The 24,832-nt window shown below is 61.3% G+C and carries 21 protein-coding genes; 20 read left to right on the top strand and 1 reads right to left on the bottom strand.

All coding sequences use genetic code 11. The annotated features are described in order from the left end of the window. Positions 1-131 precede the first annotated feature (131 nt). From P6U23_RS17605 to P6U23_RS17680, 16 genes are all read left to right on the top strand, one after another. Positions 132-470: an NIPSNAP family protein gene (locus P6U23_RS17605; protein WP_407180963.1), complete on the top strand. Its 339-nt coding sequence runs from the start codon at positions 132-134 to the stop codon at positions 468-470. Between the two features lie 37 nt (positions 471-507). Continuing rightward, positions 508-1,302, top strand: a complete 795-nt coding sequence (locus P6U23_RS17610) for an SDR family NAD(P)-dependent oxidoreductase (protein WP_407180964.1) — start codon at positions 508-510, stop codon at positions 1,300-1,302. Between the two features lie 37 nt (positions 1,303-1,339). Further along, positions 1,340-2,083, top strand: a complete 744-nt coding sequence (locus P6U23_RS17615; protein WP_407180965.1) for an SDR family NAD(P)-dependent oxidoreductase — start codon at positions 1,340-1,342, stop codon at positions 2,081-2,083. 317 nt (positions 2,084-2,400) lie between these two features. After that, positions 2,401-3,453 carry an NAD(P)-dependent alcohol dehydrogenase gene (locus tag P6U23_RS17620; RefSeq protein WP_407180966.1) on the top strand — a complete coding sequence of 351 codons (1,053 nt, stop codon included), beginning with the start codon at positions 2,401-2,403 and terminating at the stop codon, positions 3,451-3,453. 1,387 nt (positions 3,454-4,840) lie between these two features. Next, positions 4,841-6,511, top strand: coding sequence for an aromatic/alkene/methane monooxygenase hydroxylase/oxygenase subunit alpha (locus P6U23_RS17625; RefSeq protein ID WP_407180967.1), 1,671 nt, complete (start codon positions 4,841-4,843; stop codon positions 6,509-6,511). Positions 6,512-6,595: 84 nt separating this feature from the next. Then, entirely contained in the window at positions 6,596-7,636 is a 1,041-nt protein-coding gene (locus P6U23_RS17630) for a 2Fe-2S iron-sulfur cluster-binding protein (protein ID WP_407180968.1), read from the top strand. A 69-nt stretch (positions 7,637-7,705) separates the two neighbouring features. Further along, positions 7,706-8,776, top strand: coding sequence for an aromatic/alkene monooxygenase hydroxylase subunit beta (locus tag P6U23_RS17635; RefSeq protein ID WP_407180969.1), 1,071 nt, complete (start codon positions 7,706-7,708; stop codon positions 8,774-8,776). 6 nt (positions 8,777-8,782) lie between these two features. Continuing rightward, positions 8,783-9,154, top strand: a complete 372-nt coding sequence (locus P6U23_RS17640) for an MmoB/DmpM family protein (RefSeq protein WP_407180970.1) — start codon at positions 8,783-8,785, stop codon at positions 9,152-9,154. Between the two features lie 120 nt (positions 9,155-9,274). Then, a complete protein-coding gene (locus P6U23_RS17645) occupies positions 9,275-10,297 on the top strand; it encodes an amidohydrolase family protein (protein WP_407180971.1) in 1,023 nt (340 codons plus the stop codon). 5 nt (positions 10,298-10,302) lie between these two features. Then, positions 10,303-11,139: a metal-sulfur cluster assembly factor gene (locus P6U23_RS17650; protein ID WP_407180972.1), complete on the top strand. Its 837-nt coding sequence runs from the start codon at positions 10,303-10,305 to the stop codon at positions 11,137-11,139. 87 nt (positions 11,140-11,226) lie between these two features. Then, positions 11,227-12,858: a molecular chaperone GroEL gene (locus tag P6U23_RS17655; protein WP_407180973.1), complete on the top strand. Its 1,632-nt coding sequence runs from the start codon at positions 11,227-11,229 to the stop codon at positions 12,856-12,858. Positions 12,859-13,033: 175 nt separating this feature from the next. After that, entirely contained in the window at positions 13,034-13,528 is a 495-nt protein-coding gene (locus P6U23_RS17660; protein ID WP_407180974.1) for a hypothetical protein, read from the top strand. Positions 13,529-13,650: 122 nt separating this feature from the next. Then, complete coding sequence (locus P6U23_RS17665; RefSeq protein WP_407180975.1) at positions 13,651-15,693, top strand: sigma-54-dependent Fis family transcriptional regulator; 2,043 nt, start codon at positions 13,651-13,653, stop codon at positions 15,691-15,693. Positions 15,694-15,706: 13 nt separating this feature from the next. Continuing rightward, on the top strand, positions 15,707-16,150 hold the full coding sequence (locus P6U23_RS17670) for a hypothetical protein (protein WP_407180976.1): 444 nt from the start codon (positions 15,707-15,709) through the stop codon (positions 16,148-16,150). A gap of 26 nt (positions 16,151-16,176) precedes the next feature. Continuing rightward, positions 16,177-16,455 (top strand): hypothetical protein, encoded by a 279-nt coding sequence (locus tag P6U23_RS17675; protein WP_407180977.1) that lies wholly within the window; start codon positions 16,177-16,179, stop codon positions 16,453-16,455. Between the two features lie 24 nt (positions 16,456-16,479). Beyond that, a complete protein-coding gene (locus P6U23_RS17680; RefSeq protein WP_407180978.1) occupies positions 16,480-17,595 on the top strand; it encodes a WD40 repeat domain-containing protein in 1,116 nt (371 codons plus the stop codon). Positions 17,596-18,110: 515 nt separating this feature from the next. Here P6U23_RS17680 and P6U23_RS17685 read toward each other — a convergent pair. Continuing rightward, on the bottom strand, positions 18,111-20,213 hold the full coding sequence (locus P6U23_RS17685; RefSeq protein ID WP_407180979.1) for a bifunctional rhamnulose-1-phosphate aldolase/short-chain dehydrogenase: 2,103 nt from the start codon (positions 20,211-20,213) through the stop codon (positions 18,111-18,113). Between the two features lie 191 nt (positions 20,214-20,404). Between P6U23_RS17685 and P6U23_RS17690 the strand changes: the two genes are divergently transcribed. The 4 genes from P6U23_RS17690 to P6U23_RS17705 all read left to right on the top strand — a co-directional run bounded on the left by P6U23_RS17690 (position 20,405) and on the right by P6U23_RS17705 (position 24,791). Further along, complete coding sequence (locus P6U23_RS17690) at positions 20,405-21,187, top strand: DeoR/GlpR family DNA-binding transcription regulator (RefSeq protein ID WP_407180980.1); 783 nt, start codon at positions 20,405-20,407, stop codon at positions 21,185-21,187. Between the two features lies 1 nt (position 21,188). Continuing rightward, on the top strand, positions 21,189-22,718 hold the full coding sequence (locus P6U23_RS17695; protein ID WP_407180981.1) for a sugar ABC transporter ATP-binding protein: 1,530 nt from the start codon (positions 21,189-21,191) through the stop codon (positions 22,716-22,718). Continuing rightward, positions 22,715-23,710: an ABC transporter permease subunit gene (locus P6U23_RS17700; protein WP_407180982.1), complete on the top strand. Its 996-nt coding sequence runs from the start codon at positions 22,715-22,717 to the stop codon at positions 23,708-23,710. Before P6U23_RS17695 ends, P6U23_RS17700 begins: the two co-directional genes overlap by 4 nt. Before the next feature lie 142 nt (positions 23,711-23,852). Continuing rightward, positions 23,853-24,791, top strand: a complete 939-nt coding sequence (locus P6U23_RS17705) for an ABC transporter substrate-binding protein (RefSeq protein WP_024510962.1) — start codon at positions 23,853-23,855, stop codon at positions 24,789-24,791. Positions 24,792-24,832 lie beyond the last annotated feature (41 nt).

The following is a 24,832-nucleotide window of genomic DNA, read 5'->3' on the forward strand; positions in this document are numbered from 1 at the left end:
GAAAGCCCGCGCCAGCACGGTGGGGCAGTGAGGGAGAAACGACATGAACATCACCCGGCGCGGTTTTGGGCCGATCGAGGAAGGCAACCGCGCGCTGGTGCGCAGCCAATGTTGACACGAGGAGAGGTCCGATGACAGAGCACGCCATCGTCGATTTGCGCGTGTACACCATTGCTCTGCGAAAGATGGCCGAGTTCATCGATGTGTTCGACCGGCTCGCGATGCCGGTCCAACTCAAATATCTGGGACGGCCGCTCGGCATGTTCACGAGTGCGGTCGGGCCGCTGAACCAGATCGTGCACCTCTGGGGCTTCCCCGATATGGGCGAGTTCGAGCGCCGGCACGCCGTGCGCGACAAGGATCCGGACTGGCCCGCTTATCTCAAGGCCTCCGAGCATCTCATCGTCGCCCAAGAGAACCGCCTGATCCGCAGGATCGATTTGCCGTCCCTGGCTCGCCTCGCCCCGTGATGCGCTGGCTGTCCCTTCTCAACGAGCGGAGCACTGCATGACATGGATCGATCTCTTGTCGAAAGTCGCCGTGGTCACCGGCGGTGGCGCAGGCATCGGGCGCGGCATCGCCCTTGGCCTGGCAGCGGTCGGCGCAAGCGTGGTCGTGCTCGATCGGGACGAGGCGGGCTTGGCCGTCGCGGAGGAGATCCGCGGCAGTGGCGGTCGCGCGGAATTTTTCGCCTGCGATGTCACCAGCGACGACAGCGTCGCGCGTGTCGCCGAGCAGGTCACGGCGAAGGTCGGCCAGGCCGCGATCCTCGTCAACAATGCCGGCACCATGCTGGCCGGCGGCCTCGATGCCATGAGCATGGCGGATTGGGACCGCATTCTGTCGCTCAATCTGACGGCCTACCTGCGCTGCGCGCGGGTCTTCGGCGGGCCGATGCTGGAGCGGGGCGCAGGCGCCATCGTCCATATTGCGTCGATCTCGGCGTCGTTCCCGCAGAGCTACAGCGGCGCCTACAGCGTGAGCAAGGCCGGTGTCGTCATGCTGTCCCGTCAGCTCGCCGTGGAATGGGGACCGCGCGGTGTACGCAGCAACGTGGTGAGCCCGGGCATGATCCGCACGCCGATGACCGAGGCGATCTATCAGGTTCCGGGCGTCCACGACGCACGGCCCGCACTGGTGCCGGCGCAGCGCATCGGCCGGCCGGCGGACATCGCCGATGCGGTCGTGTTTCTCGCCAGCGAGCGCGCAAGCTACATCACCGGTGAGGAGATCATCGTCGACGGCGGGTTCACCCGGACGATCATGGGCGTGATTCCGCGCCCCGGCTTCGAGAAGGACTGAAGGTGGCGAGCACGTGACTGGCCGGGCAGGAGGATCGATGCTGCTGGAGGGGAAGGTTGCGGTGGTCACAGGTGCCGCCTCCGGTATCGGGGCCGCAATCGGGCGCGTATTCGTTGCCGAGGGTGCGAAGGTCGTGCTCGGCGATCTCGCCGAAAGCGGTGCAGCGCTTGCGGCCGAACTTGCCGCCGAAGGATTTGACGTCGCGTTTCAGCGTGTCGACGTCACTGATGAGCGCAGCGTTGCAGCGCTGATGCAGGCGGCGGTGACGAAATTTGGCCGGCTCGATATACTCGTCGCCAATGCGGGAATTCCCGAGCGCAAGGCGCCGATCCATGAGCTCGATCTCGCCGACTGGCGGCGCGTGATCGACGTGGATCTCACGGGTGTCGCGATCTGCAACAAATTCGCCGCAGGCGCGATGTTGGCGACCGGCGGCGGCGCCATCGTCAACATGGCATCGATCCTCGGCCATGTCGGCCAGGAGAACAGTAACGCCTATTCGGCCGCCAAAGCTGCGGTCGTCAACCTCACGAGCTCGGTTGCGCTGACCTATGCGCGCCAGGGTGTCCGAGCCAATTGCGTCTCCCCGGGCTATGTCGATACCCCGCTACTTGCAAAGCTGCCCGAGGCGACCCGCCGCACGATATTGATGCGGCAGCCGATCGGACGATTGGCGCGGCCCGAGGAGATTGCAGAGATCGTGGCATTTCTCTCCAGCGACAGGGCCTCGATCGTAACCGGCGCATGCATCAACGCCGATGGCGGCTATACGGCGGCCTGACCTATCCCCAGCGCGGTTGTGCGCAGAGCCGACGATCTCGGATCGGCCCTGGAACAATCCGGTCCAAGCTCGATCGACTTGGCCCATGATGGATTGGACCGAGAGTTCGAGTTTCAAGCATCCGATCGGACCATGAGGCGCTCGCTCAGATGCGTACCGGCGATGGCTCGTTAGCCGCGCGGCGGCTACTTCGACCCGCGGCTTGCTGGCGATTGGAACGACCCATTTGCGCTGCAATAAAGATCCGCTGGCACGGAAAATGCTGAAGGGCCTCGGCGATGGCGAGCGCAAAGCCCGCCGGGCAGACGGAGGACAGCATGAGAGCCCAAGTATTGAGAGCGTATGACGAGAAACTTTCCAGCGAGAAGTGGGTCAGCGAGGAAAGAGTGCCGGATCCGAAGCTGACAAAATCGACCGATGTCGTCGTCCGCATCGGTGGGGCGGGCGTGTGCAGGACTGATCTTCACATCATCGAAGGCGTCTGGAGGCCGCATATGGATCCGACCGGCGATAAGTTGTTGCCCATCATTATGGGACACGAAAATGCCGGCTGGATCGAAGAAGTCGGGAACGAGGTCGAAGGGTTGAAGAAGGGTGACCCCGTGATCGTTCACCCGAAGATCACCGGCGGCACCTGTCTGGCCTGTCGCCGTGGCTTCGACATGCATGGTCCCGGCACTTTTCCGGGTCTCGATTGCAACGGCGGCTACGCAGAATTCCTTTGCACCTCGGAACGCAACATCGTGCCGCTGCCGCGGACTCTGGCGCCAAAGGATGTGGCGCCTTACGCGGATGCTGGCCTCACCGCCTATCGCGCAGTCAAGAAAGCTACGCGTCACCTTCTGCCAGGAGAATCTTGCGTCGTAATCGGTGCCGGAGGATTGGGCCACATTGGAATCCAATGCCTCAAGGCGATGTGTGCGGCCGACATCATTGTGGTCGACAAGTCCGAAGCGTCGCTGAAACTGGCCGAAAAGTCGGGCGCCGATCATTTGGTGAAAGCCGACGGCAACGAATTGGCAGCCGTTCTGGCTTTGACTGCTGGAAACGGCGCGGAAGCAGTGATCGATTTCGTCGGCGAGAAAGGCACGACATCTAAGGGGCTGGCAATGACCCGCCCGATGGGCAGCTATTACGTTGTTGGCTATGGTGAGGACATTCGTGTCCCGACTGTCGACATGGTGATCACCGAGAAAAACATTGTCGGCAACCTGGTCGGCACATGGGCTGAGCTAACGGAGTTGATGGCGCTGGCGGACCGAGGCCTGGTTGAACTCGCAACAGCCGAATACCGCCTCACGGATGCAAACAAGGCGCTGCACGATCTCAACGCCGGCAAGATTCACGGACGGGCGGTTCTGATTCCTTGATCCAGAATTGCGTAATCCATCGCGAGCATGCGCCGCTCGCGATGGATCTGTCGTTCGTCGTCCAAGCATCCGCGCAGACTGCTCATATTGCGGCGCAAACGCTACGAGAGACGAATAGCCCAGCGGGTCTCAGAGAGTCTCATTTTGCGTCGTCGTCGCAATTTGCAACGCGATCGATCTCAGTGCGACATCCACACCACCCAATCTCGTTCAGCCCCGTCTTCTGTTGGTAAGGCGATCCCGAAAGAGGCCCTGGATGTTCTGGCATGACCGTTGCCCACCTGTGCAGGTGCTCGCCGGCGAAGCACACTGATGCGGCCAAGAGCGCGCCGCGTCGCCTTCAGGCGTACATCAGAGGCAAATGCCTGCGCCTGGCGTCCGTGTCCGCTGCGAGACATTGGCAAGTTCACGACATCCTCGACGCCGCCCTTCGTGCGGTCGCGGCGCCATGGGGAAGCGCGGGAGAACAATTCATGCCGACAGGAGGCCAGAATGCACAAGAGCTCCAGGAGTCCTCACAACGGTACTGTGAATTGCTGCGCAATCTGCGGCGGGAGGTTTGGGCTTATCCGTTACTACTGCTGGCGGACGGCGTTTTGCTCCAAGAAGTGTGTCGACCGGTTCAGAGTGCGCAGAGAGGGCGACCACAAACGGCTGAACTGGGTGCGAGCCGCTTAGACTGTTTAGCGAATACCAGCCGACGTTGCACTGCTTTGCATTGGGAGGCGCCAGAGTGTCATCGGATAAGCGAAAGCAGGCTTATCGCTTGGCGCGATCAGGTGATCTTTCTTGGTCCTGAAAGCGCCCCGAACCATTGGTGCGCGGACGAAAAACGCTGCCGCGCCGTCGTTCTCAAGCTCCAAGTGACCGATCCATACTGCGACGCAAACGTTGCGGTGCAGAATTGACGCCCATGCGTCCTTGCGAGTCTCATTTTGCAATTTCTGTCGCAATTTGTATCTCAGCCAGGCGCGAGCCAAGAGTTGCGACGCCCCCGCCTTCTCATTTCCGCGGCTGTCCCAGTCATAAAATCACTTGGTGAGGTCCCAGAACGCGCTGGCACGCCCATTGCAAAGCTTCTGAGCACAACAACGCTGACTGGTCCGTCTGGGGCGAGCCGCGAAAAGAACGAGGGAAGGGACGCCTAGCCGAGAGCACGCTTGCTGCTGGATGTCACGATTGCGATCGGAAGACCGGTGGCTCCAAAGGACTGTCATCCTCTGCGTGCTTCACAGGCATCTCAAACCCTTGCCGATATCAAACGTCCGGTCGTGCGAACGGCCGCGAGGTGGCCCGTAACGCACGGGTAAGCACTGCCCGGTCCGTCGACGTCCCGGGTAGGCGGAATATCGAAGTGGTTTCTGACCCGATCAGGAGGATAGACCAGATGTCTGGAACGTTAACACTCAACAAGATCACCGCTCAGCGTGGAATTTCCGTCGGTGAGGCTGCAAAGAAGATTGCGGATCTCGGGTGGAATCCTTCCTACGTGCAGGAAGCGATGACCTTTCCCACGGACTACAAGATCACGAAGGCGCCGAAGGATCCCATGAAACAGGTCCTCCGCTCCTATTTCCCGATGCAGGAGGAAAAGGACAACCGCGTCTACGGCGCGCTTGACGCGGCTCTTCGCGGCGACATGTTCCGCAACGTCGAGCCGCGGTGGATCGAGTGGATGAAATTGTTTCTGGCGATCATCCCATTTCCCGAGATCTCGGCGGCACGCTCGATGGCCATGGTCGGCCGTCTCGCTCCGGGTGAGGATCTTCGCACCGGCTTCACGATGCAGATGGTCGACGAGTTCCGTCATTCGACGATCCAGATGAACCTGAAGAAGTGGTACATGGAAAACTATATCGACCCGGCCGGGTTCGATATTACGGAAGAGGCGTTCGGCAAGTGCTATGCGACCACGATCGGGCGTCAATTCGGTGAGGGCTTCATCACGGGTGACGCAATCACCTCGGCGAACATCTATCTGACCGTCGTGGCGGAGACCGCCTTTACGAACACGCTGTTCGTGGCGATGCCGTCCGAAGCCGCGCGTAACGGCGACTACGCTCTTCCCACCGTATTCCTTTCCGTCCAGTCGGATGAAAGCCGGCACATCGGCAACGGCCACTCGATGCTGATGTCCATGCTCAAGGAGCCCGAAAACCATCTGCTGATCGAGCGGGACCTCCGCTATGCCTTCTGGCAAAACCATGCGATCGTCGATGCTGCGATCGGAACCTTCATCGAGTACGGCACCACGAACCGTGACAAGAACAAGGAGTCCTATGCGGAGATGTGGCATCGCTGGATCTTCGAGGACTACTACCGCACCTATATGCTGCCGCTCGAGAAATACGGCATCAAGATCCATCACGACGATGTCCAGACAGCCTGGAAGCGCCTCACCGAAAAGCACTACGTCCACAAGGTCGCGCAATTCTTCGCGGTTGGCTGGCCGGTGAACTTCTGGCGGATCGAAGCTCAGACCGACAAGGACTTTGAATGGTTCGAGCACAAATATCCGGGCTGGTACGCCCAGTTCGGTGAATTCTGGAAATGGTATGAGAAGCTGTCGCATCGCGGCCAGACCAACATCCTCTTCAACAGCGATGTCGGCTACGTCTATCCACATCGTTGCTGGTCGTGCCTTGTGCCTTGCCTGATCCGCGAGGACATCGTCACCGGGGAGATCGACGGCCAGCTCTATACCTTTGCGCATGAGTTGGATCGCTGGACCGCTATGCAGGCATTCGCCGACGAATATGAGGGACGGCCGACGCCCGCGATGGGCAGGTTCAGCGGACGGCGCGAATGGGAAAGCTGCTACCATGGCTGGGACCTCGCCGATGCGATCAAGGATCTTGGCTTCGTACGGACCGATGGCAAAACGCTGGTCCCGCAGCCGCACCTGCGTTTTGACGAGAAGGAAATGTGGACGCTTGATGATCTTCGCGGCCACACCCTCAAGAGCCCGCTGACGACGCTGCGGGAGATGAGCCCGGCCGAACGCGAGGCGCATCTCGCCGACTATCGCAAGGGATTCACCATCAATCCTTGCAATTGAGCGGGACGGAAGGAGCCAGCTCTGGCTGGCTCCTTCCCGATCAATCTCCGGAAGATCTGCAAGCCTTGGTTCGAGGAGGCCCCCATGGGCGCGCCCGCTAACGTCGTTCGCCTGCAACCGGTAGGCATAGAATTCGAGGTTGAGGAGAACGAAACGGTTCTCGATGCGGCATTCCGCCAAGGCATCGCGCTGCCCCACGGCTGCAAGGAGGGACAGTGCTCGGCGTGCAAATGCGTGCTCACCGGCGGTGATGTCGAGCTGAAGAAGTATTCGACCTTTGCCCTCAACGAGATGGAGCGGAGCCAGGATTACATTCTGCTGTGCCGGACTTTGGCCTACTCGGATCTTGAAGTGGAGCTCCTCAACTATGATGAAGAGGTGCTGTCAAAATCGATCCCAGTTAAGGAGTTCGCGGGCACAGTTACAAGCATCTCCGCGCTGACCCATGACATCCGCCGCCTCGAAATCTCGCTGGAGCAACCTCTGAAGTTCTGGGCGGGTCAATATGTCGACATCACGCTCTCGGGGCCAGAGACGATTACGCGCTCGTTTTCCATGGCAAATTCGCCGATCGAGGGCCAAGAACTCGCATTCATCATCAAAAAGTACCCGAACGGACGCTTCTCATCCCGGCTCGACGGGGACCTCACCGTCGGAACCAAGGTCGGGATCAGGGGACCTTACGGGACCTGCTTCCGGCGAGAAAACCGAACCGGAGCCATGATCCTGGTCGGCGGCGGATCCGGGATGTCGCCGCTGTGGTCGATCCTGCACGATCACATGAACTCCGGGGAAGTGCGCCCGGTGTACTTCTTCTACGGAGCCCGGACGCAGAACGACCTCTTCTATCTCGATCGTTTCGCAGAAATCTCGGCCAAGCATCCGGAGTTCACGTTCGTCCCGGTACTGTCCCATGCAGCCGACGACACCGCCTGGCGCGGAGAAAAGGGCTTCGTGCACGAAGCGGTCGGAGCCCACCTTCGCACTTCCGGATATGGCGAAGACGTCGATGTCTATGCCTGCGGGCCATCGCCGATGATCGAGGCGCTGACGCCGGTGCTGCAGATGAATGATGTCGAGTCCGACCGAATCTTCTTCGACAAGTTCACGCCAGCCAACAACTGAGACCTTTGAGGCTTTTGGAGTGCATACCGCGCAATTGCAGAGCCCAACAATGGGAGGAGGAAGACAACCATGACTGCCGTTCAAAGTGTTCTAGTGAAATCCGGTGCAGCGGGCGCTGCGGTGTTTCCGGATTCGGACAGCCGCAGATACCGGTATTTCGAGCCGCGCAGTAAGCGAGCGACACACTACGAGGACGTGACTGTCGACGTGCAGCCGGATCCGGAACGCTACCTGTTGCAGGATTGGATCATCTCCTTCCCAGACGGGAAGGGCGCCTACACCAAGGACAACACTGCGGCGCTGAGCTCGAACTGGCACGCGTTCCGAGCGCCCGACCAGGAGTGGGAACGCACGCACTACCAGCGCCAGTCCAAGATCGAGGCGATGGTTCAATCCGTGATCGCCAATGGGCGCAAGTCCGGCGCGCCGGCGACGTTCGACAAAGCATGGATCAAGATCCTGCAAAACCATCTGGGCGCGTGGAAGCATGTTGAGTTCGGGCTTGGCACGTCCCTGATGCAGGCCCAGCGCTACGGCTATACCCAGATGATCAACAACGCGACGCTGACAAACTCGTCCTACAAGCTTCGCCTGGCCCAAGACATCACGCTCTATCTCGCCGAGATTGGAATGGACATTCCGGGCTTCGATGATGCTGCGGGCAAGCGCACCTGGCTGGAAGACAAGGGCTGGCAAGGCACCCGGGAAGCGATCGAATCGATCATGGGGTCGGCCGACTATCTCGAGCAGTATTTCGCAACCAACATCGTGTTCGAACCCCTGGTGGGCGAGTTGTTCCGCAGCGGTTTCCTGATGCAGGTGGCCTCGTCGAATGGCGACTTCATCACCCCGCCGGTCATTTCGGCAGCCGAGGCGGACTATGAGCGCAATCTCGCGAACACGATCGATCTGATGCACCTCCTGGTGACCGACAACCAGCACGCCGCGCACAACAAGAAGCTGTTCCAGGGCTGGGTGAACAAGCACGTGGCGCTCGCGGGCAAGGCGGCCGCCGGCCTGCAGCCGATCTGGTCGCAGCCGCATTCGAAGCCGGTGCAGTATGCCGACGTCCGCGCGCAGTCGGTCGAACGCATCAAGAAGATTCTCGGTGAGCTCGGTCTCGCCTTTCCCAAGGAGTAAATTGCAATGTCTGTTGCTTCCAGATCTGCGACCAACCAGAACATCTTCCAGAAGATGGGAGACCTTCGTTTCGAGCAAACGATTTCTCACCAGTGCGGCGTCACGATGAACGACAGCGTGGAGGCGCGCGCCATCGCCGAGTTCATGGCGAAGAAGCCCAAAGTGATCGTGACCTATCAGCCGGCCCTGATCCGCATCGATGGCGAGGGCAAGCTAGTCTTCAAGATGGACGAAATCAGCGAGATTCTCGGAAAGGAAATGACAGCCGAGATCTTCGAAGTAAACACCTCAACGCATTATGGCCGAATGGTGCGCATCGACGACAATACGGTGACGTTGTTCGGCAACATGGACGAGATCCTCGAATACATCGAGTGAACCTTCCTCTCGAGACTGGGTGGGGCTGCGTCTGTCCGGATTGCAGCTCCACCACCTTCTCGCGCGGTCGGCCGTTCGCGACATCGATGGAAAAGCATCTGCAAAACTTTGGAGACTATCATGTTCATCACTCCTTCTGGCGAGGAAGTCTTCGTCATCGACGGCCACACCCATTTCTGGGATGGTAGCCCGGCGAACCAGCTCAACATCCACGGCAAACAGTTCATTGACTGCTTTTACGCGTACCACACGTCATTGAGTCCGTCCGACAAGCTCTGGCCGAAGGAACAATTCGAGAAGTACAGCGCCGAGCAGATGTATCATGACCTCTTCGTCGACGGTCCGGACGATATGGCCATCGTGCAGTCGACCTACCTGACGGAGTTTTACAAGAACGGATTCAACACCATCGACCGCAATGCGGAGATGGCGAAGAGGTACAAGGATCGCTTTATCGTCAACGGCGCCTTTGACCCGCGCGATGGAGAGCGGGCGCTCGAGTACATTCATTATATGAAGGAGACGTTTGGCATTAAGGGCGTCAAGCTCTATACGGCCGAGTGGAAGGGCGAGTCGCGCGGCTGGAAGCTCTCCGATCCCAACGCCTATCGCTGCTTCGAGCTTTGCGAAAAGCTTGATATCAAGAATATTCATGTCCACAAGGGGCCCACCATCATCCCGCTGGACAAGGATGCGTTCGATGTTCACGACGTCGATCACGCGGCGACCGACTTCCAGGGTCTAAACTTCATCATCGAGCATTGCGGCCTGCCGCGGCTTGACGATTTCTGCTGGATCGCGGTGCAGGAGACCAACGTCTACGGTGGCCTGGCGGTGGCGCTGCCGTTCATCCACGGACGTCCCCGCTATTTCGCCGAAGTGATCAGCGAGCTCTTGTTCTGGGTCGGCGAAGACAAGATCCTCTTTGGTAGCGACTATGCAATATGGACTCCTCGTTGGCTGGTCGAAAAGTTCTGGAACTTCGAATTGCCGGCGGATCTGAAGCAGGAGCACGGTGTCGATCTCACTCCGCAGGCAAAGAAAAAGATTCTGGGACTCAACGCCGCGCGCCTCTATGGCGTCGACGTCGAAGCACAGAAGGCGAAGCTTGCGGAAACAACGCCCGCGGTCGCAGCGGAGTAACGAGGATGGACGAGGTCCTCTCAGATCGCGACCGAAAAGCCAGTGAGGTGTGGGCGCGCCTCGCAACGGTCACGGATCCCGAGCTAGACGAGCCAGTGACCGAGCTTGGGTTTGTCGAGCTCGTCACCGTCCATGATGATGGTGGGGTCGACATCGTCTTTCGCTTGCCGACCTACTGGTGCTCAGCGAACTTCGCATTCCTCATGGCTGATGACATGCGTCAGGCGGTGTCAGCGCTGCCATGGGTTCGCGGGGCGCGACCGCAGCTCCGGGATCATATGGTCGCTCAAGAGATCAATCGGGGCGTCGGCGAGGGGAAGTCATTCGCCGACGCACTCAAGGATTTTGCGCCTGGAGGGTCTCTTGGCGACTTGCGCGAGAAGTTCCGCCGGAAGGCGTTCGAGCGGCGCCAGGAGTTCATGATACGGGCCTTGCGCGGCCTGGGCTATGAGGATCCGGCGATCTGCCGGATGACTCTAGGCACTTACGATGAGGTAAGCTTCGGGTCTGAAGAAGCTGCTCGCCAGAAGCCGCGCTATCGTGAGCTTCTGGTTGAACGACGCCTCGCCTATCTACGCGACGACCGCGCCTTCGTCACTTACGAGGGGCGCCCCATCAGACGCCACGAGCTGGCCTCGTATCTGCAACGGTTGCGGGGAGTGCGGATCAATATGGAGTTCAACAGCTCACTGTGCAGGGGCCTTCTTGCTGCCCGCTATCGCGAACTCGATGGGAGTAGTGCGGAGGGGACATCTGCATGCGGAGGCTGTGGCAGTGGCTGTGCCGTGCAGTCGATCGCGCTGCCTGCGGCCGGCGAGAAACATATCGTCGCGCCCGCGTGAGGCGCGTCTTGCGAATGCCGACGACGGAGCGGTCAGCAAGTCCGCCCGATCTGACAAACAAGAGACGACGTGGGGAGTGAAACGCAGATGCCAAAAGTTCTCTTGCATGACATAGAAGCCCGTCGCGCTCTTGCGCGCGGAGTCCAGAAGCTTGCCGCGGCCGTCGAATCGACGCTCGGCCCAAAGGGTATGAACGCGATGGTCGACAGGCCGATCGGCACGCCCATCGTGTCGCGAGATGGCGTTACCATTGCCTCCGAAATCGAATTGCCTGATCGCTTCGAGAACATGGGTGCGCAAGTGGTGCGCGAGGTCTCGATGCAAACCAACGAAGTCGCCGGCGACGGTACGACAACGGCCATGGTGCTCGCAAATGGTCTCATTCAAGGAGGCGTTGCGGCCCTTGAGCGCGGTGCCAAGGCGGTGGATCTCTGCAAGGGTATTGACCGGGCCGTCGAGGTGGTTGTCGAGGCCCTGAAGAGCTCAGCGATTGCTGTCGCGGACCGCAAGACGTTGCAGGCGGTCGCGACGATTGCGTCGACGGACCCACATCTTGGCGGCCTAGTCGCCGAGGCGGTGGAGCGCGTCGGCAAGGACGGCATCATCAGTTCCGATTACGGGCTCACGACCAGCACGACGCTTGAGGTCGTCGAAGGCATGTCGTTCGATCGCGGTTACATTTCCCACCATATGGTGACTGATGTCGAGAAGATGGAAGTGGTGCTCGATCAGCCCTACATTCTTCTGACCGATCTGAAGATCAGAACGCCGGGCGAGCTGTCGAGGGTGCGCGCGGCGGTCGCCTCGACCGGGCGGCCGCTTGTCATCGTCGCTGAAGAGATTGCGCCAGAAGTTGTTCCGACGCTGCTCGGCGACGGCAACCGCGGCAGGGTCCTGGTGGTCAATCCGCCCGACTATGGCCACTGGCGCAAGGCGATGATGGACGACCTCGCCATTATAACTGGGGGACGCGTGATCGCCCGCGAGCTTGGCGGCAAGCTGGAAGAGGCCAGCCTTGCCGATCTCGGCACCGCCCGCCAGGTTCGTGCAAGTGCACGCGAAACAGTGATCATTCGCGGTGGAGGCGACAATGCGGCGATCGCGGCCCGGCGCCAGCAGGTGGCCAAGCAATACGAACTGGCACCACCGAACATCGAACAGGACAAGCTCAAGGAGCGGCTGGCTAAGCTTTCAGGCGGGACTGCCGTGATTTTGGCGGGGGGCGTCACGCCCGTGGAACAGAAACGGACGATCCAGTTGATCGACGATGCGCTCAGCGCGGCGCGTGCCGCAGCCGAAGAGGGCATCGTGCCTGGTGGCGGCACGGCCTTGGCGCAGTGCGCGCCGGTGGTGACGCGCAAGCTCGGCAACGTCAATGGCGACCTCGGCGAGGGCATCAAGCTGGTGCGGGAGACGCTATCTCGTCCCGCCGCTTTCATTGCAAGGAATGCGGGCCATGATGCAGAGAAGATTGTGGCTGACTTGCAGAGCGCGCCGGCGGGCGTCGGATTCGACGCCGCCAACGGTAAGTTCCTCGACATGGTATCAGCCGGCATCGTCGATCCTGTCCGTGTGACCTATACCGCCCTTCGAAATGCGGCCTCCGTCGCCACGCTGGTGCTGACCACGAACACGCTGGTTGCCGACGTGCCGGAGTACATCGACCCGACCCAGGGACCGGCACTGGGCGGCGGGGCAGAAAAGCTTGGGCGCGCATGAGGCATGTGCACGCGGTCCGCATTCCGCCGCGGCGGTCCCCAGCGTGACCGGCCCTGACTGCTGATTGTGCTGGGACGACGCAACGGAACCGACTACAATCTCGAAGGACTTGTGGACCGAAGGAGACGACACAACAGATCTCCACGGACATCGGGCGGAGTGGGAGGGAACAGACATGGTCTACATCATCGCCAAGCGCGACGGTCCGCACCGGGAAGAGGTGGCGGCGAAGGACTTCATTCAGAAGAATCGCACGAAGATCAACGCGCTCGCCAATCATCTGACGGGTGGGCGCTGGCAGGAGTTGCGCAATCCCACACCTCCTCAGCGGCCCGAGCCGTCTGGCAAGCTCTGGTACACGCCGCCGGGCCAGCCGAGAGAGGCGGAACCCTATGTGCGGATCAGCCTTAACGGCCGTGTTGTGATTGCCGATCTGGCGTCAGGGCGGCAACTCCATTTTATCGGCGAGCTGCGTGGCAAAGGACTATCCAGGTCGTTCGCTTTGGCGACCCGGGAGAACGGAAGCTTCGATCCGCTGGATCACGGGATCTATGAGGTTCTCGCCGACCTTGAGGGCGTGAGCGTGCCCGACGACGCATCCGAGGAGCGCCTGGAACAGATCATCACAGACCGTCTCGGGTTGGGTGCGATCGGCAAGGGCGTCGAATGATCGCCCGTGAGCCGGACCTGCAGCGATGCAATCCCGGCTAGCCTTGGTGAAGATCCTTTCTGCCGATCGGGTTGCCGTTTGCCAACGTACGTATGGTGCTCCAAATGCTGACGGAAACGCTCATGGCTAAGCCGCCATTTTCCCTGGAAGGTTACAAAATTCCGGGCTCCGCCGATGCGGAGCAGGGGCGGCCCTACGATGAGCGCGAGACCAACAGGGCGTGGGAAAACTTCCTGACGTTTGGAGATCTGAGGCGCGAGAACGCGCCGGTGCGAGGTGTCATCGAGGAATCATGGCAGCGCAGTGTCAAATCCGGGGTCAGCGCTCATGGCAAGGGAAGCAATCTCGTCGCCTCACCAGATGATCTCTATGAGCTGCGTCTGAAGAATGATGACCTGCTCGCTTCGAGCGCGCAGACCTTCCGCCGCGTCGCGGAGGTGCTTGGTGACGCGGCCACGATGCTGGTCATTACCGACAGCAACGGCGTCGTGCTGGACGTGGGAGGCGATCAGCGGACCATTGATGCAGGGCACGACATTCGCCTGGAAATCGGAGCGGCCTGGGGCGAGACGGTCACCGGCACCAATGGTATCGGGACTGCACTTGTGACGGGAAAACCGGTTCATGTCCATGCGGCCGAGCATTTTTCCGAAGGTATCAAGGCATGGACCTGCGTCGGCAGTCCCATTCGTAGCCCGATCGACGGCAGCATCATCGGCATCGTCGATTTTTCAGGACCACAGGCGATCTTTCACCGGCACAATGTCGCACTGGCGGTGATCGCGGCCAATCACATCGAGCTCGCGCTCTCGGAAAAGATTCGCCTTGAAAGATTGCGGCTGCTTGAAGCAAGCATTTCTCGAATGCCGGGGATGAGCAGCACTGACGGTGTGGTGATCCTCGATCGTTTCGGCCGGGTCGTTCACCACAACGACATGGCGTCGGCTCGCTGGCAACGGATCGCGCAGTCCGGCGACTTGAGCATCGGGACTCAGATTCTCCCGAGCAGCGATGGTCGTTTGGCCAGAGACTTGATCAATGGGCTGCCCGAGGAACTGCGCGAACAACGGATCGAGCCGCTGCTGGTCGACGGTGTCGTGAAGGGCGCGATGCTCGTGCTTGCATCGAGGCCGCGGATAAATTCCGCCGCGCCCCAGGTCCCGCCGACGGCACGCGCAGCCCTCATGTCGGCCAAGGAGGCGATTGTCGGATGCAGCGAAGCATTGCTGCAAGTGGTCGAAAAGGTGGAGCGGGCGGCACTCGGCCGGACGGCTATCCTGCTCGAGGGCGAGACCGGAGTTGGCAAAGAACTGTTTGCTCGTCTCGTTCACGCCGCCAGCCAGAAGACCGGCAAGGAGCCTTTCGTCGCCTTCAATTGCGGTGCGGTCTCGAAGGAGCTTCTCGGCGGGGAGCTGTTCGGACATGCGCCAGGGGCCTTTACCGGTGCCACACGGGAGGGAAAGCCCGGCCGGTTTGAATTTGCCAACGGCGGCGTGCTCAGCCTCGACGAGATCGGCGAGATGCCGCTGGATCTGCAGCCTTACTTGCTGCGTGTGCTGGAAGAGCGTGCGGTGTACCGCCTCGGTGACAACAAGCCGCGTCCGGTGGACGTCCGGCTCGTCGCGTCGACCAATCGGAATTTGAAGCAGGAAGTTGCCGAGGGACGTTTCCGGAGGGACCTGTATTTCCGGATCGGTGTCGTCAAGATCACCATCCCGCCGCTCCGGGAGCGCTTGGGCGACGTCGAGATCCTGATCGATCACTTCAACCGACAATTCGCTGAGACCTATAGCACCCAACCACTGCGTTTCGAGGCCGCCGCGATGGAATTGCTGCGGCGCTATAGCTGGCCCGGGAACGTCCGCGAACTGCGCAATCTCGTCGAGAACCTCGTATTGATGACGCTCACTGGCGTGGTCACTCCCAGAGACTTGCCTGAGGATTTCGTCGAAGCGGCGGCTCAGCCGTCCTCGTTGCCGTTGCAAAGTGGTCATGGCTCAACGTCGGAAGGCGACGAGGTCGCGCGTTTCGACGAAATGGAGCGTCGTGCCATCGAGCGGGCCGTCGCAAACGCAGGCGGCAACATTGCAGCCGCGGCCGAGAAGCTGGGGCTTTCGCGTGCCACTCTATATCGCAAACTGCATCAATATCGTTCGCGGACCTGAGGCAGGATCGGAGATGGCGATCTGGGACGGACAAAAGGGGGAGGAAGAGCCTGCGGCCGCGACGCTCGCGTCGCAGATCCTTTCGCGCGCGGACCGCGACGTGACTTTCATGATGCACCTGGTTGGCGAAAGCCAAAATCTGCTGGTCCGGCATTTCGTAGTGTTCATCGAGACCGAGCTCTCGAAACGCGGCATCAGTTATGGTGCGCATCCGCTGTTGCGTCCTTTCATCGAAACGCATGCACGCGAACTGACGGATTTTGTTTTGCAGGGCATCGGGTTACGCCATCAGTTCGGTCTGCAAGCGCTCGAGACCATGGCCGGCGATCCATCGCGGTTGCTGCGGGTCGATCTATGGGACACGCTGCAATCTCATATTAACGATGCGCGTCGCCACTTTGTATCGGGCGTCGGTGGCTTGCAGCGTATCCTGGCCCAGATTGAGACAGGTGTATGAGTGCCGGTCCCCTGACGGTCGTCGAAATGCTGATCCAGCGGCTGCAGGTCGTTCAGGAGATATCGTCCGCCCAATCGCGCAATCTGCTCAATCGTCAGCTTAGCGGCGGCGCCGAATTCGAGATCCATGGCATCGAGCAAGAGATTGCAATGTCCGGTTGCTCGCATGAGCTCGCCAGGGCTCTCGCTGATGCGCGCGAACGCTTGCAAAAGGCAAACGCAGAAATGGCGGATTGCGAGGCTCATTGCGCCGCGCTGGAGCAACGCCTTGAAGAACTGGACAGGTGGATTGCCGCCGGAAGATGAGACGATCCGAACGAGAGGCGAGCGATGGATATGATGGAAGCAGAGACCGCAACGCTCTATGAATTGCTTGGGCGGCACTGGACGGTGGGGGCGGCTGTTACGAATGTGGCCTTCGATCCTGCGGGACAGGGCGTTGCGTTCGCGCTCGGTGATGGCGCGCTGGCCATAGCTCCGCTGACTGATATCGAGCCCGCGCAAGATCGTTGCCGCGTGGCACTCGACCAAGGCCGGACGACGATTTCACCGCGACGGAAACCGGTGCCGCCGTTGACGAAAGTGATGGTCGGCGATGCGCCGCTCCATCTCGCCCCGCTCGCGACCTCGCATTTTGTCGCTGGTGATCACGGCCGGCTGCTTCTCGTGTCGGCGTCCGGCGCCGCGCGGGTCATCTCGAACCACGGGGCGCCCATCGATCGCATTGCCCCGGTACCAGCGGGCGGCGTCCTGACAGCTTCCGGCGGGTCGATCATATTTTACGATTCCAATGGCGAGGTCGCTTGGCTGCAAGAGCGGATCGGAGGGCATGCGTCGGCAATGGCTGTATCGCCGGGTGGTCGGCGCTTTGCGATCGGAACCGACGGTCGTCTGCTCATCCGAGCCTTCGGGCCACGACCCGAGCCCTCCGCTTCATTTGAGTTGGGCTCGGTCTCAACCTTGTCGTGGAGCCCCGACGGAAGCTGGCTGGCCGTATCGGTCGTCAAAAGTGGCATCATTTTGGTGCGGCTCGCCGATGCGCGGATCGTCCGGATTCCAACCTATCCCGCAACCGTTGCATCTCTTTCGTGGAGCGGGGACTCCCGCGTCCTTGTCACGAGCGGAGCCTATCGGATGATTGCATGGGACGTTTCGAGCCTCAGCGACGAAAGCGATCAGCCGACGAACCTCGCGACAGGCCGGGCCCGGTTCGTCCTCGTTGAGACGGTAGATACGCACCCAAAGCGTCCACTGGTGGCGGCAGGTTACGGCGACGGTAGGGTCGTGGTCGCGAGGATCGGACAATCCGACGAATTGGTCGTCAAGCCACCCGGCCGAGGTGGCGTCCACGCCCTGCGTTGGTCTGGAGGCGGCCAGCATGTCGCATTCGGAACAAGCGACGGGGAAGCGGCGATCGTGACGCTTCCTCCGCACATCTTCAAATAGCTGGCCGCTGCCAGGCCAGGGAGGTTTTGTCGATACAATCAGGAGACAAATCATGACAGCTACCCAATCCCTGAATGAAGCCGAAAGCAAAGATCGATCTTCAAGGAGCTGGCTGAACTTTCCGAGCGAATGATCGCCGCGCACGGAAAGGAGTTTTCGATGGGCGCATTGGTGCTGGCTGCAAGGTTCATCGCCGAGAACAAGCCCTTTGAGCGAAGCGCAGCAACGCAGTGATGTGCTTGTCTGCTCAGGGCAAAAATTGGTGATGGAGAAAATCTATCCAAAAGTAACGTAGGGGCACTCTCAGCGCCGCTTCCGCGTTAGCGATCGCTGAAGAAGGCAGGCATTGGTGCGCGTAGACTCACGAAGTGACGCAGGTCGGGGGCGCGCGCGATCAGCCCTCGCGTAGGGAATCAGCCGTCAAAATCAGAGGAGCCGATAATGGGGCAGGCCGATCCGGTCTGTTCGCAAAGGCCAGGGCTTGCCGCAGGCGCCGTACACCGGCGGGCGACCGATCAGCGCGTAAAACTCTGGGCGTTTCCGGCGTCGACGTTGATGATGTTGCCGGTCGATTTAGCCGACAAGTCCGAGGCCAGGAAATAGACGGCTTCGGCGACATCCTCCGGAAACACCGAGCGCTTGAGCATGGAGCGTTTGCGATAGTGTTCTTCCAGCTCGTCCGGGTGCATCGAATAGGCAGCAGCACGCTGCTCTCGCCATTTGCCGGTCCATATCTTGGAGCCGCGCAGCACCGCGTCGGGGTTCACCGTGTTCACCCGGATCTGATGCTCCGCACCTTCGAGCGCAAGGCAGCGGGCGAGGTGAATCTCGGCCGCTTTCGCCGTGCAGTAGGCGGCGGCATTGGGGGAGGCGGCAAGCCCGTTCTTCGATGCGATGAAGACGATGTTGCCGCCGAGTTGTTGCTGCACGAAATAGCGGAACGCCTCGCGCGAGACGAGAAAGTAGCCTTTCGCCAGGATGTCTAGATTGCGGTTCCACGTGGAAAGCTCGGTGTCCACGATCGGGGCGGACGACGAGATGCCGGCATTCGAAACCAGAATGTCGATGCCGCCGAACTCAAGCGCGCAATCAACGAAGGCGGCGGCTACGTCGCGTTCCTCGGTGACGTCGAGCTTCACCCCGCGCACACAGTCCCTGCCGAAGGCGGCGCCGAGCTCCTCGTTGGTCTGTGCGAGCGAGGCCTCGTCGATATCGGCGATGACGACGCATGCGCCTTCAGCCAGCAGCCGCGTAGCGGCCGCCGTGCCGATGCCGCCGGCGCCGCCGGTGACGAGCGCGACGCGTCCCGCCAGCGATTTCGGCTTCGGCATGCGCTGCAGCTTCGCTTCTTCGAGCGACCAGTATTCGATGTCGAAGGCTTCCTGCTCGGGCAGGCCGACATAGGACGAAACGGCCGAGGCACCGCGCATGACATTGATCGCATTCACGTAGAACTCGCCGGAAACGCGCGCCGTGGTGTTGTCGGCGGCGAAGGTGAACATGCCCACGCCGGGCATCAGATAGACCACAGGGTTCGGGTCGCGCATGGCTGGCGACCCCGAGCGTTTGCAGCGATCGTAATAGGCCCGGTAATCGGCGCGATAGGCATCGATCTCACCGGACAGGCGGGCCAGCACGGCATCGACATCCGGCTTGGCGGGGTCGAACTCGATCACCAGCGGCCGAATCTTTGTGCGCAGGAAATGATCGGGACACGATGTGCCGAGGGCCGCCAGTGGCCGCAGATTGTTCGAGTTGACGAACTCCAGGACAGGGGCGGAATCGTCAAAATGGCCGAGCTTGTAGCTTCCGGCCGAGATCATCCCGCGAATCCTCGGCATCAATCTCGCGGCAATGGCCCGCCGCTGTTCGGCGCGCAGCGATTTGACCGCAGCTCCGCCGAAGGCCGGCTGACCCTTGGTTTCACCCTCGAGCCACTGGATCGCTCTGTTGATCGTCGCAATGGTCGTCTCATAGCATTGCTTCGACGTGTCGCCCCAGGTGAACAGCCCGTGACTTTCGAGTACGACGCCATCGGCTTCGGGGTTCTCTCGGCAGAATTTTTCGAGCCAGAGGCCAAGCTCGAAGCCTGGCCGTCTCCATGGCAGCCAGCCGATCCGGTTGCCGAAGATCTTCTGCGTGAGCATCCTCGAGTCCTTCGCCGCCGCGATCGCGATGATCGCATCGGGATGCATGTGGTCGACGAAGGGCTTTGGCACGAAGGCGTGCAACGGCGTATCGATTGAAGCTGCGCGAGGATTGAGATTGAAAGTGCAGTGCGGCAGGTAGCCGACCATCTCGTCTTCGTGCTCGGGGCCGCGGTAGAGGCGCTTCAGTGCGCGCAGCTTGTCCATGTAAAGGGTGGCGAATCCGTCGAGCTTGATCGTGGCGCTGTCGCCGCCGGAGCCTTTGACCCAGAGGACCTCGACCTGCTCGCCGGTCAGCGGATCTGTCTGCCAGATCTTGGACGAGGTGTTGCCGCCGCCATAGTTGGTGACGCGTTTGTCGGAGCCGAGAATGTTGGAGCGATATACCAGCCGCTCGGGTTCGCTCATCCCTGTCGCCTTGGCGTCGTCCCAAAGGTTCGCGAGCCGGGCTGCAGCGTGTGCGTCTGACATGGAATTCTCCTAGGCGGCACGGACGAGGGCGCGGTCCATTCACGGTCGCCGACGACAAAAGTCAATCATAAAAAGATGCAAGATGACCATCTTGCACCGCACATGATCGTATTCGATCAAAATCTGCTTGCGTTCGGCTTTGTCGTGCGTAAGTTAGATCAAGGCGCTGAAGCGCGGCGTGGAGGAAATCATTGAACGATTTGGTCCGTCAGCGGCTGATCGTGGAATTGCTGCGCGATCGCCCGTTCGCGTCGGTGCGCGAATTGCAGGAGCGCCTTGGCGTTTCGGCCGCGACTGTCCGGCGCGATATCGACAAGATCGACGAACTGGGCAGCGCGCGTAAGGTCTACGGCGGTGTTTCAGCACTCGACGCCGCATCGAAGGCGGGCACGGCTTTCGCGCGCCCTTATGACGAAAATCGCGACCTGGCGGTGGAGGCCAAAAGGCAGATCGCCGAACTCGCGGCCACCATGGTGCAAGACGGCGAAGCGGTGATCGTCAATGGCGGATCGACCTGCTTCCACCTCGGCGTGAAGCTCGCCGATCGCAACATCCGGCTCTTCACGAACTCCATGCCGCTGGCCGGCTATCTTGGCGACCACGGGTGCTGCAGCCTGACAGTTGCGGGGGGCGATCTGCACCGTGAGCCGCGGGTGATTTATTCGCCGCATCATCCGCCGCAGTTCTATGCGTCGAAATATTTCGTCGGCGCCCAGGGCATTGCAGCCGAGGGCCTTTTGGAATCGCACCCGCTGATGGTGCGTTCGATCATCGAGCTCAGCCAGAACGCCGACCAGATCATCGTCCTGGCCGACAGCCGCAAATTCTCGATCCATGCGCGCAACGTCTCGTTGCCGCTGTCGCGCGTCGGCACGGTGATTACGGATGAGGCACTGAGCGACGCCGCCGCCCGCATGCTGGAGAACGCCGGGGTGAACGTGCGGATCGCGCGGGCCACGGGACAGGACGCCTGACATGCTCAGCGCCAAGCCGACGCCCATGCTGGACATGCGCGACATCAGCAAGACGTTCGGCCCGGTGCAGGCGCTCAAGAGCGTTTCCCTGACCGTATTTCCCGGCGAGCTGCATGCGCTGATGGGGGAAAACGGGGCCGGCAAGTCGACGTTGATGAAAGTGCTGTCGGGGGCCTGCCGCCCCGATCCCGGCGGTGAGATCCTGATCGACGGAAAGCCGGTGGCAACAGGAGATCCGATCAGGGCGCGGGCGAATGGCGTCGCCGTGATCTATCAGGAACTGTCGCTGGCGCCGAACCTCACCGTGGCGCAGAACATTTTCCTCGGCAACGAGCCCCGCCGTTTCGGCATCGTGGACGCCGGCAAGGTCGTGGCCCGCGCCGAGGCGATCCTGGAGCGCTTGGGCGTTTCGTTTTCGCCGCGCACCAAGGTGGCGCGGCTGTCGCTCGGCGAGCGCCAGCTCGTCGAGATTGCGCGCGCGTTGTCGAGCGATGCGCGGATCATCGTGCTTGACGAGCCGACGACATCCCTCACATCGCGCGAAACCGACCGCCTGTTCGAGGTCATCGCCGGCCTGAAGGCGCAAGGCATCGCCATCATCTACATCAGTCACCGAATGGAAGAGGTGTACGAGCTCGCCGACCGCGTCAGCGTGCTCCGCGACGGCGGTTATGTCGGCACATTGGAGCGTCGCGAGCTCAGCGCCTCGGCCTTGGTGTCCATGATGGTCGGGCGCGACCTCTCGGCTTTCTACAAGAAGGAGCATCGCCCGCCCGGCGCGCGCCGTCCGGTCGCCCTGGCGGTGCGTGGCATGTCCGACGGCGTGCTGGTGCGGGACTGTTCCTTCGATTTGCATGAAGGCGAGGTCCTCGCGCTGTCAGGGCTTGTTGGCTCGGGCCGCACGGAGCTGGCGCGGCTGATCTTCGGCGCCGATCGCAAGACGGCGGGTTCGTTGGAACTCAACGGCAAGCCGATCGACATTTCCTCACCCGCAGCCGCACTGAACGCGGGGATCACCTATCTGACCGAAGACCGCAAGGAGCTCGGCCTCTTTCTCGACATGTCGGTCGCCGACAATGTCAACATGAGTGTGCTGTCGCGCGATGCGAGCCGGTTCGGCTGGCGCAACTATGCGGTGGGGGACAGGCGCGCCGCGCAAGCGGTCTCGAATCTGTCCATCCGTACCAAATCGACCAAGGTGAATGTCGGCTCGCTGTCCGGCGGCAACCAGCAGAAGGTGCTCCTCGGGCGCCTGCTCGAAACGAAGCCGAAGATCGTCATCCTGGACGAGCCGACGCGGGGTGTTGATGTCGGCGCCAAGTCCGAGATCTACCGCATCATCGACGAGCTCGCCAAGAGCGGCATCTCGATCCTGATGATCTCCAGCGAACTGCCCGAAGTCGTCGGCGTCGCTGACCGGGCGCTGGTGATGCGCGACGGCGCAATCGTCGGCGAGGTGGCTGCCCGCGAATGCAAGCCGATCAGTCAAGAAGCGATCATGGAGCTTGCGACCGGAGCATCGGCAACATGAGTGATAGAGCGACGACATCGACCGCTCCGATAGCGACTTTGCGCCAGGCGCGTTTCCAGACGGCTTTTGCCGCCTTGGGCATGCTGCCGATCCTGGTGCTGCTGGCCGTCGGCTTTCAGCTCATCAATCCGCGCTTCATGACGGATACTAACCTGCTGATCGTCATGCAGCAGTCGTCGATCAACATCGTGCTGGCGGCCGGCATGACATTTGTCATCCTCACGGGCGGCATCGATTTGTCGGTCGGCTCCGTCCTGGCGGCCTCGGCCATGGTCGCCGTCATCGTCTCGCTGATGCCCGACATCGGCATGCTCGGCGTGCCGGCTGCCATTCTGGTCGGCCTCTGCTTTGGTCTCGTCAACGGGCTCCTCGTCGCTTATGTCAAGTTGCCACCCTTTATCGTCACCTTGGGTTCGCTGACGGCCGTGCGCGGCATTGCGCGCTTGCTCGGCAACGACACCACCGTCTTCAATTCCTCCCTGCCTTTCGACTTCCTGGGCAACGGAACTTTTCTCGAGATTCCCTGGCTCGTCATCATCGCGCTCTCGGTCGTCATCATCTCCTGGCTCGTGCTCACGCGCACGGTGCTCGGAACCTGGATCTATGCGGTCGGCGGCAACGCCGAGGCCGCGCGGCTCACCGGCATCAAGGTGCCGTTGGTTCTGCTCTTCGTCTACGGTGTCTCCGGCCTGCTGGCAGGTCTCGGTGGCGCGCTGTCGGCGGCCCGGCTCTATGCCGCCAACGGGCTTCAGCTCGGCCAGTCCTATGAGCTCGACGCCATCGCCGCCGTGATTCTCGGCGGCACCAGCTTCGTCGGTGGTGTCGGCTCGATCTGGGGCACGCTTGTCGGCGGTCTGATCATTGCCGTGCTGTCCAACGGCCTCATCCTCGCCGGTATCTCCGACATCTGGCAATACATCATCAAAGGATTGGTCATCATCGTTGCGGTCGCCCTCGACCGCTATCGCCTCCAGGCGGGAGCGCGGACATGATCGACCTCAATGCGCCGGCTAATGCCCGCTTTGCAACTTCGTTGCATTCGCGGCGAGTTCTGTACGGACTTGCGAAGCGATCAGCACTGGTCAGGCTTTACACAACGCACCGCGACAGGTGCGGCATCATGGGAGGAACTAAATGAAATGCATCACCAGACTGCTCTGCGCCACCGCCCTGGCGTCGATCGCGTTTGCCCCGGCATCCGCCAAGGAACTCAACAAGGTTGGCATCTCGGTTGGCCTGCTCGGCAATCCGTTCTTCGTCGCCACCATCAAGGGCATCGAGGACGCCGCCAAGAAGATCAACCCGAAGGTCCAGGTCACGTCCGTGTCCGCGGACTATGACCTCAACAAGCAAGTCTCGCAGGTCGACAACTTCATCGCCGCCGGCGTCGACGTGATCATGCTGAACGCCGTCGATGCGAAGGCGATTGCGCCGGCGGTCAAGAAGGCGCAGGCGGCCGGCATTGTCGTCGCTGCATTCGACGTCTCGGCACCCGGCGCCGACGTCACGGTGATGACCAATAATGTCAAGGCGGGCGAGGAGGCCTGCCAGTATCTGGTCGAGCGAACGGGCGGCAAGGGCAACTATATCATCCTCAACGGCCCGGCCTCGTCGTCCATCCTCGACCGCGTGCAGGGCTGCAAGAAGCTGCTCTCCAAGTATCCCGACATCAAGATCCTGTCGGACGATCAGAATGCGGAAGGCTCGCGTGACGGTGGTTTAAAGGTCTTTCAGGCCCTGCTGACCCGTTTCGACAAGATCGACGCGGTCTTCGCCATCAACGATCCGACCGCGATCGGCGCGCAGCTTGCCGCTCGCCAGCTCAACCGCAAGGAGTTCATCATCACGGCGGTCGATGGCGCGCCCGACATCGAGAAGGAGTTCGCCAGCGGCAAGTCGCTGATCAAGGCCTCGGCCTCGCAGGATCCGTATGTCATGGCCGGACAGTCGCTCAACATGGCGGCGGAGGTCCTTGCCGGCAAGAAGCCGGCCGAGTCGACCGTTCTGCTCGACCCGAAGCTGATTACGGCCGAAAACCTCAAGGACTACAAAGGCTGGACTGCAGCCCGCTAACTCGCCTCAACGGGCCCGGCCGCGCCACGGCGGCCGGGCAC

The sequence above is a fragment of the Bradyrhizobium sp. STM 3562 genome (genome assembly GCF_045571435.1).
In the GTDB taxonomy this organism is placed as follows: Bacteria; Pseudomonadota; Alphaproteobacteria; order Rhizobiales; family Xanthobacteraceae; genus Bradyrhizobium.